The sequence below is a fragment of the Pseudomonas sp. BW16M2 genome, from assembly GCF_014268865.1.
GTDB classification, from domain to species: domain Bacteria; phylum Pseudomonadota; class Gammaproteobacteria; order Pseudomonadales; family Pseudomonadaceae; genus Aquipseudomonas; species Aquipseudomonas peradeniyensis.
This window is the reverse complement of sequence record NZ_JABWRI010000008.1, coordinates 37,181-49,317: the sequence shown is the minus strand read 5'-3', so window position 1 is coordinate 49,317 and position 12,137 is coordinate 37,181. Positions and strand designations below refer to the sequence as shown.

At 66.7% G+C, this 12,137-nt stretch carries 9 protein-coding genes; 3 read left to right on the top strand and 6 right to left on the bottom strand.

Going from position 1 to position 12,137, the window contains the following annotated elements; genetic code table 11:
• Nucleotides 1-25: 25 nt before the first annotated feature.
• The 3 genes from HU735_RS09775 to HU735_RS09765 all read left to right on the top strand — a co-directional run bounded on the left by HU735_RS09775 (nt 26) and on the right by HU735_RS09765 (nt 3,801).
• Entirely contained in the window at nt 26-1,309 is a 1,284-nt protein-coding gene (locus tag HU735_RS09775) for a histidine decarboxylase (protein WP_186713310.1), read from the top strand.
• Between the two features lie 421 nt (nt 1,310-1,730).
• Nucleotides 1,731-2,798 (top strand): GNAT family N-acetyltransferase, encoded by a 1,068-nt coding sequence (locus tag HU735_RS09770; RefSeq protein WP_186713309.1) that lies wholly within the window; start codon nt 1,731-1,733, stop codon nt 2,796-2,798.
• Between the two features lie 19 nt (nt 2,799-2,817).
• A complete protein-coding gene (locus tag HU735_RS09765) occupies nt 2,818-3,801 on the top strand; it encodes a fatty acid desaturase (protein ID WP_186713308.1) in 984 nt (327 codons plus the stop codon).
• Between the two features lie 111 nt (nt 3,802-3,912).
• On the opposite strand, the gene HU735_RS09760 is transcribed toward HU735_RS09765, so the two are convergent.
• From HU735_RS09760 to HU735_RS09735, 6 genes are all read right to left on the bottom strand, one after another.
• Entirely contained in the window at nt 3,913-5,253 is a 1,341-nt protein-coding gene (locus HU735_RS09760; RefSeq protein WP_186713307.1) for an LLM class flavin-dependent oxidoreductase, read from the bottom strand.
• Complete coding sequence (locus HU735_RS09755; protein ID WP_186713306.1) at nt 5,240-6,784, bottom strand: DHA2 family efflux MFS transporter permease subunit; 1,545 nt, start codon at nt 6,782-6,784, stop codon at nt 5,240-5,242. Before HU735_RS09755 ends, HU735_RS09760 begins: the two co-directional genes overlap by 14 nt.
• A 70-nt stretch (nt 6,785-6,854) precedes the next feature.
• Nucleotides 6,855-7,604, bottom strand: coding sequence for a tRNA-dependent cyclodipeptide synthase (locus HU735_RS09750; protein WP_050705754.1), 750 nt, complete (start codon nt 7,602-7,604; stop codon nt 6,855-6,857).
• Nucleotides 7,605-7,609: 5 nt separating this feature from the next.
• Complete coding sequence (locus HU735_RS09745) at nt 7,610-8,386, bottom strand: 2OG-Fe(II) oxygenase (RefSeq protein ID WP_050705786.1); 777 nt, start codon at nt 8,384-8,386, stop codon at nt 7,610-7,612.
• 234 nt (nt 8,387-8,620) lie between these two features.
• A complete protein-coding gene (locus HU735_RS09740; RefSeq protein WP_238349780.1) occupies nt 8,621-9,511 on the bottom strand; it encodes an aliphatic sulfonate ABC transporter substrate-binding protein in 891 nt (296 codons plus the stop codon).
• A 167-nt stretch (nt 9,512-9,678) separates the two neighbouring features.
• Nucleotides 9,679-12,129 carry a TonB-dependent receptor gene (locus tag HU735_RS09735; RefSeq protein WP_186713304.1) on the bottom strand — a complete coding sequence of 817 codons (2,451 nt, stop codon included), beginning with the start codon at nt 12,127-12,129 and terminating at the stop codon, nt 9,679-9,681.
• Nucleotides 12,130-12,137: the final 8 nt, after the last annotated feature.

The following is a 12,137-nucleotide window of genomic DNA, read 5'->3' as shown; positions in this document are numbered from 1 at the left end:
TCGAGCGCGCACCATGGAGCTGGACATGACATTCTCACCCGCCAACCACAAGCGCCTCGAGGCCTTCTGGCAGTACTGCCTTACCCACCAGTACTTCAATGTCGGCTACCCCGAGTCGGCCGACTTCGACTACAGCCTGCTGCACCGCTTCATGCGCTTTTCCATCAACAACTGCGGCGACTGGAACGAGCCCAGCAACTACCTGCTCAACTCATTCGACTTCGAGCGCGAGGTGATGCGCTTCTTCGCCGAGCTGTTTCACATCCCGTTCGAGGACAGCTGGGGCTATGTCACCAATGGCGGCACCGAAGGCAACATGTTCGGCTGCTACCTGGCCCGCGAGCTGTTTCCCGACGCCACCCTCTACTACTCCAAGGACACCCACTACTCGGTGGCCAAGATCGTCCGCCTGCTACGCATCAAGGCCCAGGTGGTGGAGTCCCAGGCCAACGGCGAGATGGACTATGACGACCTGGTCGCGCGGATCGCGGCCGACGGTGAACGCCACCCGATCATCTTTGCCAACCTCGGCACCACCCTGCGCGGCGCCACCGACAACATCGCCACCATCCAGCAGCGCCTGGCCCGGGCCGGCATCCGCCGCGAGGACTACTACCTGCATGCCGACGCGGCCCTGAGCGGCATGATCCTGCCCTTCGTCGACGCCCCCGAGCCCTACTCGTTCGCCGACGGCATCGACTCGATCTGCGTCTCCGGGCACAAGATGATCGGCTCGCCGATGCCCTGCGGCATCGTCGTGGCCCGGCGCGGCAACGTCGAGCGCATCTCGGTGGAAATCGACTACATCAGCGCCCGCGACCAGACCATCAGCGGTTCGCGCAACGGCCACACGCCACTGATGATGTGGGCCGCCCTGTGCAGCCGGTCGCTGGACGACTGGCGCGCACGCATCCAGCGCTGCCTGGACCTGGCCCAGCATGCGGTGGACCGGCTGCGGGCGGCCGGCATCGAGGCCTGGCGCAACCCCAACTCGATCACCGTGGTGTTCCCCTGCCCCTCGGCCAGCGTGTGGAAACGCCATTGCCTGGCCACCTCGGGCGACACCGCGCACCTGATCACCACCGCCCACCACCAGGACAGCACGCAGATCGACGCGCTGCTCGACGAGGTGATCGCCGACCTCAAGGCCCGCACCCGAAACCCGCTGCAGGCGCCCCTGGTGGAGGGTCTGGGCAGTCGTACCCGGGTCTACAGCACGGCAGGGCAACCCCGGTCGGAACCACTGCCGGGCCATGCCAGACCCGCACGCGACAGCGGCCTTGCCCGCCTCAAGGACAGCGATATCTGAACGCCTGGTCGTCATTACAACCATTTACATGTAAGCCTTTTCCTACAACGCACTGCTCCGGGACCTGACGTGCCGAAAAACAGGGGGCGGGCCTGCTCGCCGCCTCGGCACCTTGCCTACGCAACGCGTTGCCGCTTCCTGCCGATACCCGTTTGACGGCCCCCTGCGTGGCTCTATAGTCCCTTTCCTGCCAGCGCCAAGGATTTGCGCTGGCCTTGGACAAGAACCCTCCATGTACAGGAGTCGCATGATGGCCATGCTCACGGATGACGCCCCCTCGCCTCACCCTCTATACGAATCGCCCCGCCGCGCCGACCTGCGACGACATCCCCGTCACTGACCCCAGCCCCGCCACGTGCCCGTGACCTGCCCTGGGCGGTCACTGCCTTCGTTCGCCTTCAATAAAGACAAAAGGTGCGTCATGACTGCGACCCGTTCGCCGCAAACGGCCGTTGCGCCGTTGCCGGAAACCGAAACACTGCGCTATCGCTCGGCCAGCCCCGCCGATATCGAAGCCCTCGCCGCGCTGTTCCAGCAGGTCTATGGGCAGACCACCCACCCTTGCCAGAGCCCGGACTATATCCGCCACTCGCTCGGCAGCGGGCAACAGCAGTGGTTCGTCGCCGAGGCCCAAGGCCTACTGCTCGGATGCTGCTGCATCGCCCGCCGCCCCTGGAATCGCTCGTGGGAAGTCTGCCACGGGGTGATCCACCCCGATGCGCGCAGGACCGGCGCCATTTCCAGCCTGGTGCGCCTGGGCTTCGAGACCCACCGGCCCGAGCCCCTGGAGCTGGGCTTCTACATCACCCGCAACATCGCCAGCCACGGCGTCATGAAGAAGATCCGCCCCGCGGTGCTGGTGGGGCACGACGGCGGTCCGGACAAGGTCGACGGCCTGCGCGAGTATCACCTGACCGCCATCCACCCGGTGCCCCAGGCCGGCTTTGTGCATGTCGCGCCCTGGTACGTGACCACCCGCGCCGCCGACTTCGTCCGCCGCCTGCTCTACCCCGCCCTGCAGCTCGCCGTCACCCCCGGCAACTACCCGGACACCTTCCTCAGCGGTCCCACCGGCGCCGAACGTCATGGCCAGCTCAGCTACAGCCACGATCCCCAGGCCGGCGCGCTGATGCTGTCGGGCCAGTGTGGCCGTTACCCGTCGACCCAGGCCGTGCTGGCCGAGCTGGGCGCGCTGCTGCGCCAGCATGCGCAGGCCGAGTACGTCAGCCTGCTGATCCTGGCAGACAAGCTGGAGCTGCTGGCCAGCCTGCGTCGCCTGGGCTTTGCCATCACCGCCTACCTGCCGGCCTGGCACCTGGAGAACGGCAGCCGCTACGACTGCCTCCAGCTGGTGTTCCAGGACTTCGCCGTGGCCCCGCGCAGCCATGGTTTCGACGACGACATCGCCCGTTTCGACCTGGCCTACGCGCACCTGGCCAACAACCTCTGCAGCATTCCCGCAGCCCCGGCTTCCCGGGCCGCCAGCTAACCGATCGGAGTTTTTGCAAGTGACCAAGGACCAATGGCTTAGTGTAAGAAAACAGATCCCCGACGGCGCCCGGGAACCCTGGACCGTGATGCTCTGGGTCGCCGACCTGCTGTTGTTGGCGGTGGCCTGGAACCTGTGGCTCGCCGACTCCTCCGCCTTGCAGTTGCTGGGACTGGCGCTGGCCGGCCTGGCTACCGTGCAGCTCTACCTGATCATGCACGAGGCGACCCACGGCGCCGCCTCGGCCAACCGCCGGCTCAACGACTTCATCGGCCACTGCGACGGCTGGCTGATCGCCTTGCCGTTCCTGGTCCGCCGGCGCTTCCACATGGCCCACCACACCTGGACCGCGCACCCGGTGAACGACCCGGAGAACCGCGGCATGATCGAGCGCTTCTCGGTGATGACGAAAAAACAGGAGCGCACCCTGGAGTTCGTCTGGAAGCACTGGATCCCGATGATCGCCGCCAACCATTTCCTGCTCAACTGGCGCGCGCCATTCATTGCCCGGGCCAAGGGCGACAGTTCGCCGAGGATTCTCAAGGAGATCCGCTTCGCCCGCCTGTACCTGGCCGGTTATCTGGCGGCGGCGGTGCTGGCCTGGAGCCTGGGGCACCTGCTGGACCTGGTGCTGTTCTACGGGATCACCTGGGTATTCCTGTTCTTCATGGTCGAGCTGCTCAACCTGCCTCACCATGCCGAGGCGCCGTTGCTTGCGCGGGACGCCGACCGCCTGCAGTTCTGGGAGCAGGACGGGGTGTCCCACGACTGCAAGGACCTGCCGCTGTGGTCGCGCTATGTGATCCTCAACTTCAACCTGCACATCGTCCACCACGCCTTCCCCTCGGTGCCGTGGTACCGGTTGGCCCAGGTGCAGAAGCTGCTGAGCGAACATGAGGTCGGCCATGCGCCGTCGCAGACCCATGAGTGGGAGTTCGCCGTGAAGAACCGGCGGCGGCCGTTGTTGCAGCTGATGGGGCATTTCTTCGATCAGCGGGGTTGAGCTGCCCCTCCGGGTCAGTACAGGTATTCGTGGGAGCGGGCTTGCCCCGCGATAGCGTCAGTTCGCTAATGACGCCATCGCGGGGCAAGCCCGCTCCCACAGCTGCCATGCTCAGTTCGAAAAATGGCGATTGGGCACATACCGCAACCCCAGATTCTCCCGCAACGTAAGCCCCTCATACTCACGCCGGAACAACCCCAGCCGCTGCAACTCGGGCACCACCTGCCCGACAAAGTCATCCAGCCCACCCGGCATGTGGGTGAACAGCAGGTTGAAGCCATCCGCCGCCCCTTCCTCGAACCAGCAGGCCATCTCCTCGACGATCTGCCTTGGCGTGCCCACCAGCAGCCGGTGCCCGCCCGCGCCGAGCCTGGCCAGCAACTGCCTGGCGGTGGGCCGTTCGCGGCGGATCAGGTCCATCACCAACTGCTGGCGGCTCTGGTGCCGCTCAGTCAGCGGCAACGGCTCCGGCAGCACCACCGGGGCATCCGCCGGCAGCCGCTCCAGGTCGATGCCAATGTCCAGCAGGAACGACAACGCCTTGAGCGCCGCCTCTGGATCCACCAGCGCCTGCAGTTGCTCGTGCTTCTCCTGGGCTTCACTGGTCGTGCGCCCCACCACCGGCGCCAGGCCCGGAAACACCAGCAACGACTCCGGCGCCCGCCCGGCCAGGGCCAGGCGCTGGTGCATGTCGGCGTAGAACGCCCGACCCTCGCTCAAGGTCTGCTGGGCGGTGAACACCAGCTCGGCGCTGCGTGCCGCCAGCGCCCGGCCGGCCTGTGAGGAACCGGCCTGGGCGATCACCGGCCAGCCTTGCACGGGTCGTGGAGCATTCAACGGGCCCCGTACGCGGTAATGTTCGCCTTGGTGATCGAGCAGCCGCATGCGCGCGGGCTCCAGCCAGGTGCCGGAGGCCTTGTCCAGCGGGAAGGCGTCGTCTGCCCAGCTGTCCCAGAGCCCGGTGACCACGTCGAAGAACTCCTCGGCGCGGGCATAGCGATCGGCATGGGGCAGGTGCGCCGCCTGGTTGAAGTTCTCGCCACCGATCAGCGCGGTGACCAGGTTCCAGCCGGCGCGTCCAGCGGACAGGTGATCGAGGGAAGCGAAGCTGCGGGCGATGTTGTAGGGCTCGTTGAAACTGGTGTTGGCGGTGGCGATCAGGCCGATGTGACGGGTCACCACCGCCAGCGCCGGCAGCAGGGTCAGCGGGTCCCAGCGCAGGCTGTAGGCGCTGCTGCGCAGCACCCGTGGGTCCAGTTCGCCGACGGCGACATTGTCGTTGAGAAACAGCGCGTCGAAACGCCCGCGCTCCAGGGTCTGGGCGTACTGCCGGTAGCGCTCGAAGTTGATCGAGGCGTCGGCGTCGGCCTGCGGGTGTCGCCAGCTGCCGGCGTGAGCACCGGAGCCGGAGAGAAAGGCGCCCAGCCGCAGGCGGCCGTCACGCCTTGCCATGGCTGGGCTCCTGGGCGGGTACGCTTGCCTGCTTCGCTCGCAGCAGCAAGGTCACGCCACCCCAGACCAGCAACAGGCTGACCGCAAGGAACACCATCAGCGCCTGGTAACCATCGAGGAATGCGGCATGCACCCAGCTCTGCAGCACATCGCCGCCCTGCCCCAGGTGCTCGCCCAACAAAGCCGCCCCCTGCTCCGGCGCCGCCGCCGCCCGGGCCAGCCAGTCGGTCTGCGCGGGCACGCCGCTGGCGGCGGACAACGTATCGGTGGCCACCGCCCGGTACAACCCGACTCCCACCGCCAGCCCGAGCCCACCGCCGACGTTGTGCAGGGTCATCAGCGAGCCCATGGCCACCGAACTCACCTGCTGCGGCACCGAGGAAATCCCCAGTACCGTCGAAGGCCCGAGGATGCAGGCCCAACCCAGCCCCATCACGGCGAATGCGCCCAACAGATGCAACAGTGAGGTGTGCTCGCCAAATGCCGCCTGCAGCACGGCGGACAGCACGAACAGCAGCAACCCGGCCTGCACCAGCAGCGCCGGGCCCTTGCGATCCACCAGACGCCCCACCAACGGCGACAACAGCGCCACCCCGAGCGTCGTCGGCAGCAACAGCAGGCCGCTGGCCTGCACGCTCTCGCCACGGATCAACGCCAGGTACAGCGGCATCACGAAGAACGCCACGCAGTAGAACACCGCCAGGCCGAAGCTGGCGGTGACCGCCGCGACGAAGCGGCGGTTGGCGAACAGGCGCAGGTCGATGATCGGCGCCTCGACCCGCAACTCGACCGCGACGAAGGCCAGCAAGGCAAACAACGCCACCGTCGCAAGGCCCAGGGTAGTGGCCGAAGTCCAACCCCAGGCAGCACCCTGGACGATCACCAGCACCAGGCTTGGCAAGCCCACCAGCAACAGCACCGCACCCAGCCAGTCGAGCCGCGCGCCCTCCTCGCCGGCCCGCGACTCGTCCGCCGCCACGGCGATGATCGCCAGGCTCAGCAGCACGAACGGCACGTTGACCAGGAAGATCCACTGCCAGCCGAAGGCGCTGGTGATCAGCCCGCCCAGCACCGGCCCCGCGGCAAGACCAATGCCATTGACGCCGAACAGCACGCCGAAGGCCTTGCCCTGCTCCTCGCTGGCGAAGGTGGCCGCGACGATCGCCCCCGACGCGGTGTACAACACCGCGCAGGCCAGGCCCTGGGCGACTCGGGCGGCCACCAGGGTGTCGATGCCACTGGCCAGCCCCGCCGCCAGCGAGGCCAGCCCGAACACGCCCAGCCCGATGCCCAGTACCCGTCGGCGGCCTGTCAGGTCGGCCAGCCGGCCGACCAGCACCATGGCGCTGGACAGCGCCAGGATGAAACCGTTGATCACCCACTGCAGGCTGTCCACCGAGGCGCCGAGGTCGGCCTGCAGCGCCGGCAGCGCGGTGTTGACGATGGTGAAGTCGACGCAGCCGAGAAAACTGGCAATGCTCACGCCGAGCAAAGCCCACCATTTGCGTTGCTGTTGCGCAAAAACGCCCATGGAAACTCCTGTTCCGAATTTCAGTATGAAGGCCGTCGTCCGTGTGGCGTGGGGCCGGGGTTGCAGCAATTCAGATGGCGATGGCGCTGGCGGCCCAGGCCGGGTGCACCGCCCCTGGCAAGGTGAAGGGAATCGGGATGCCGCGCTTCTTGAACTTCAATGGCAGCCAGTGCACCCGCTCCGGCGCGTGCGGCTCGACCAGCAGGCGCCGGGCGGTGGCCATGGCATCGGTCATCTGCTGCGGGTAGATCACGTAGTCGTACCCCTCCTCGGCCCACTGCGGCAGGATGATCGGCACCTCCTCGAGGATGTACTCGCGGCACTGGGCGGCGGCGCGCTCCAGGTCCGCCTCGGGATCGCGCAATCGCAAACGCTCGATAAACACGCCGATGGTCGCCTCGATGGCACCGCGCAGGTCCTCGCTGTCGCGGTACAGCTGGTTCACCTGCTGGCGCAGCTCGGCGTAGCGGTCCGAGGCCAGCTCCTGGTTCCAGCGGCTGATGCGCACCGGCGCCTCGAGCCCGGCCAGGTACTTGCGGTTGCGCGCCAACCACGCGTCGCCGTCGCGGATCGACGCCGACAGCGCCTCGCCCGGCGACTTGCCGTGCTTGTTGTGGCGCTGCAGGGTATCGGCCACTACCACTTTCACCTGGCTGAAGCCGGACTTGTTGATCAGGTGCACGGTGGAGCTGAGCTTGTGCTCCTCGTGGTATTCCTGGCCCACGCTGACTGCCAGCACGCAACGCTTGCCGGTGAAGTCCAGTTCTTCGCCGCCCTTGTTGAAATAGGCTTTGAGGTTGATCGCTTCCACATTGCTCATGTCGCTTAGCTCCAGTAGGCCAAAGGCTGGTCGTCGCCGAAATAACCGATGAATACGCCGAGGGTGACCCGGGTGCTGGTGGCCGAAGGGCGCACTGCGTGGATCAGCCGCGGGTTGAGGAAAATCAGGTCGCCCGGCTCGGGCTTGACCACCAGGTCCGGCGGCGGCAGCAGGTGACGCTCGATGCCGTAGGCGCGCTGGCCACGCAGGCGCTGGTATTCGGCCTCGTCCGGGTGCAGGTTCCAGATCTCCAGCTCGCCGCCGTCCTCGGGGATCTGCAGGTAGATGTTGGTCGACAGCTGGGTGAGCAGCCGCGGCTGGTGATCGGCCGGGGCGTTGCGCGCCAGGTCGTCGGTATGCGGCGTGAGGTCGACATTGTTGCCCTGGAAGCGGGCGATGCCGACGAAGCACTTCTGCCCGTTCACATCCAGCAGCCGCGCCCCCTTGGGCCAGACCTCGTCGAGCAGCAGGCGCAGGTGATCGATGGGCGACGCCAGCGGGCCGAAGGCGCTGCGGATCTTGCGGATGTTGCCGATGGCCTGGCCGTGGTATTCGGCGCGGCTGGCCTCGTCCTTGATCTCGATATAGGCCTTGCCCAGGCGCACGAACTCGGTCTGCTCGCTGAACGCGCCGCGCAGTTCGTGATGGCTCAGGCGCTCCAGGGCCAGGGCCACGGTATCGGCGGGTGCGAAACCTTTGATCAGGATGCCCAGTGTACGGGCGTGAATCACATCGTCTAACTGTGCGGCGGTCAACTCCTCGACCGTGGTAATCGTCAGCATGAACACTCCCTCGCGTATTCCTGAACGGTTTGACTGCACCTGTGATGGGCGAATAACCGGCAACATCCGATGGTCGCCAGGCCATCTTCAACAAGCAGCAAGCGCTTGTGAAATATCGTTTTTCTCTAGCATCAAAACTTTTTTCAAAATATTACAGAGCAACTTCAGTCATTATCAGAAATGCGCATGAACATTATAAAAATGACAACTTACGTCACGCACCCAGGGTAACTTTCACTGAACTTCCGGCGCCTCATTGAACTGCCTGTCCACCTGTTGTTCGGCAACGAAACCCGGGCCGATCACCCCCTCGTCCCGGTACAGCCGGGCGGTGTCGGCCAGGTCCCTGACCAGGGCGTCGTCCACCGCGACCCGGCGTGGTTGTGAATAGCGGTTCGAGCGCAGGTGCACTTCCAATGGCAGCCCGCTCTGGCGGGCCTGGATCGCCGAGAACTGCTCGACATGAGCATTGGCCCAGTCCCAGGCGCGGCCGACCCGATGCAGGAAATCCCGCAGTTGCGCCGGCTTGTCGCGGATCGCCGCAGGGTTGGCCACCAGCAGCATGTTGCCGGCGAATAAACCTTCGCCGCTGACCAGCACCCGCGTGCCGCCTTCGAGCTGGACCATGCTGGTGTACGGATCCCAGGTGGCCCAGGCGTCGGCGCCGCCGTTGGCCAGCAGGCTGCGCGACTCGCCTGGCTGGAGGAACACGAACGTGGCGTCGCGGCCTTTGTGGCCGCTGGCGCGCAATGCGGCCAGCGCCAGGTAATGGCCGATGGAACCGCGGGTGGTGGTGATGCGCCGGCCCACCAGCGAAGCCGCGTCGGTCAGGGACGACGCCTCGGGCACGACGATCGCCACCGCCGTGGGCGTCACCTGCAGGCGCACCACCCCGACGGTCTTGAGCCCGGCGCCGGCCGCCGTGGCGAACACGAACGGCGCGGTGCCCAGGGTGCCGATATCCACCGCGCCGGCCGCCAGGGCCTCGGCGGTGGGCGCGGCGGCGCCGAAGGCGGCGAACTCCAGGGGGTATGGCACATCGTCGAGCTCGCCGGCAGCCTGCAGCAGCACCTGCAGCGAGTTTTTCTGGCTGGAGACGCGCAGGGTTTCGTCGGCGTGTGCCATACCCAACATGAGGCACAGCAAAACGCCAGCGAGCCACGCCCCTGTGGGAGCGGGCTTGCCCCGCGATGCAGGCAGCGTGTTGGATGGCACCGGCCCTGCCGGTGATCGCGGGGCAAGCCCGCTCCCACGCTCAACCATGCAGGAAGCTCCCATGGCTGAATGATTCATCAGAACGCCAGGCTCACACGGCCGTAGTAGTACCCACCACCCAGTCCATACGGCGAGAACATCCCGTACTCGTAGGTCCCGGCCCAGGGCACGATGCCGATCTTGTCCGGGTACTTGTCGAACAGGTTGTTGGCGCCCAGTGCCACCGTGATGTTCCGGGTCAGGTCATAGGCCACGTCGATATCGGTGATCCACTTGGCGCCGTAGGTCCGGTCGTTGGCCGGGATGTTCGAGCCTTCGGTGTACTCGCCGTAGCGGGTCAGGGTCAGGTTCACCGTCCAGTCGTCGACCTTGTAGTTGCTGTTGAGGATCCACTTGTCCTTGGGCGTGGCCTTGGTCAGGTCGATCTGCTGCTGGCGGTCGAACAGCACGTAGCCCGCCCCCAGGCTCGACAGGCTCGCCGGCGTGTCGGCCAGGTCGCGGATGCTGGTCTTGTTGTGGTTGTAGGCCAGGCTCCAGCGCACGGTGCCGTACTCGGCCAGCGGCTGGCGGTACTCGGCCACCAGGTCGACGCCCTTGGTGCGGGTGTCGGCGGCGTTGGCGAAGTACTGCCCCGAGAGGTCCGGCGACAGGCCGTTGGCCACCAGAATGCGCGACACCGCGGGGCCGGTGAGCACGCCGGTCTGCAGGATGCGATCGTCGATGTCGATCAGGTAGAAGTCGGCGGTCAGGCGCAGGCGGTCGGTGGGTTCGGCGGTGAAGCCCAGGCTGTAGTTGCGCGACTTTTCCGGCTCCAGGGTCTGGGCGCCGAGGGCGATGGCCTCGGGCGAGCCGGGGCGCATCTGCTTGGTGCGCGCCGTGCTGGTGCTGCCGCCGGCGCCGAAAATGGTCACCGAGCTGGTCGAGGAAAACACGTTCTGCGCCAGTGACGGCGCACGGAAGCCATTGCTCACCGCGGCCCTGACCGCATAGCCGGGGGCGAACTCGTAGCGGGTGGTGAACTTGCCGCTGACGGTCTCGCCGACCTCCTGGTTGTAGCGCTCGTAGCGCAGAGCGAAGGCGCTGTACCACTGCGGTGTGAGATTAATGCCGAAGTCGACATAGGCCGCGCCGCTGTGGCGGATCATCTGCCCGGCGTCCTCCGGGGTGGTGCCGTTGACCGAGAACAGCCCCGGGTCCGGGCGCCGCCCGGCCAGCGGACCGCTGGGGATGACATAGTCGCCGTAGTTATAGGAATTGGGCTCGCCCTCGGTGAGCTCGTACTTCTCCCAACGGTACTCGACGCCGAACGAGGTCTCCAGCGGGCTGCTCCAGCCGATGTCCAGGGCCCGGCTGAAATCCAGGTTGGTGGTCCACTGGTCGAAGATCTCGTCGGTCAGGTGAAAGCGCCGCTGGCTCAGCAACGGGTCGTTGGACAGGTTGAGGTTGTTGTCGGTGTACAGCTTGGCCTTGTCGCGGCCATAGGTGGTCGACAGGTCCCAATCCCAATTGGCGGCCAGGCCCTTGAGGCCGGCAAGCAACTGGTAGTCGGTCTCCTCCACTTCGCGGGTGGCCTGACCGCCTTTCGGATACGGCGGGTTGGCCAACCAGTTGGTCGCGGTGATGTCGGTGGGCGCGCGGTGGCCGAGGACCTTCTTGCCGTCGCGGTAGCTGAGGGTGGAGAACGAGTACAGCTTCAGTTCCTCGCCCAGGGGCAGCTCCAGGTTGTAGGCGCCGCTGTAGGTGCGGTCGCGGCCCAGGCCGTACTCCTCGCCCCAGCCGTGACGCTCTGTCAGGCGCGGGTCGGGCTGGCCGTTGGCCAGGGTGGTGAAGTTGCCGCGCACGGCACCGGCGCGGTCGTAGGGCTCCTGCACCTTGGCGTCGAACGACAGGTTGAGGAAGCCGCCGTCGCCCAGGCCGAAGCCGGCATTGGCCGCCTCATGGCCGCTGGTGCCGTCACCGGCGTAGTACTGGCCAACCGAACTGTCGGAGGTGATGCCCTCGGCGTCCTGCTTGAGGATGATGTTGATCACCCCGGCGATGGCGTCGGAGCCGTACTGCGCCGCCGCGCCGTCGCGCAGCACCTCGATGCGCTCGATCGCCGCGGTGGGAATCAGGTCCAGGTCCACCGGCACCGCAGCGGTGCCGACCCGCGCGTTGTTGTTGATCATTGCCGTGTTGTGCCGGCGCTTGCCGTTGACCAGGATCAGCACCTGGTCGCCGCCCAGCCCGCGCATGCTGATGCCGCGCACCAGGAAGGCGGTGCCGCCGCCGTTGATGGTCGGCGCGTTGAACGAGGGCAGCAGGCGCGTGAGCATGTCCTTGAGGCCGTTCTGGCCGCTGGTGCGCAACTGCTCACCGGAGATCACGTCCACCGGCACCGGGCTGTCGGTCACGGTGCGCTGCTGGCTGCCACGTACGCCGGTCACCACCACGGTGGACAGCGCCGGGTCTTCGGCGGCGATGGCCTCGCCGGCCAGGCTCAGGGCCAGGGCGGTGGCCACGGGGGAAAGCTTGAAGGTCTTGGGCATCTGCGGAT

Coding starts and splice junctions, on each gene's coding strand:
- HU735_RS09750 (WP_050705754.1), bottom strand. CDS start 7,604: ATGAGCAATGTGGAAGCGATCAACCTCAAAGCCTATTTCAACAAGGGC.
- HU735_RS09770 (WP_186713309.1), top strand. CDS start 1,731: ATGACTGCGACCCGTTCGCCGCAAACGGCCGTTGCGCCGTTGCCGGAA.
- HU735_RS09755 (WP_186713306.1), bottom strand. CDS start 6,784: ATGGGCGTTTTTGCGCAACAGCAACGCAAATGGTGGGCTTTGCTCGGC.
- HU735_RS09760 (WP_186713307.1), bottom strand. CDS start 5,253: ATGGCAAGGCGTGACGGCCGCCTGCGGCTGGGCGCCTTTCTCTCCGGC.
- HU735_RS09740 (WP_238349780.1), bottom strand. CDS start 9,511: ATGGCACACGCCGACGAAACCCTGCGCGTCTCCAGCCAGAAAAACTCG.
- HU735_RS09745 (WP_050705786.1), bottom strand. CDS start 8,386: ATGCTGACGATTACCACGGTCGAGGAGTTGACCGCCGCACAGTTAGAC.
- HU735_RS09775 (WP_186713310.1), top strand. CDS start 26: ATGACATTCTCACCCGCCAACCACAAGCGCCTCGAGGCCTTCTGGCAG.
- HU735_RS09735 (WP_186713304.1), bottom strand. CDS start 12,129: ATGCCCAAGACCTTCAAGCTTTCCCCCGTGGCCACCGCCCTGGCCCTG.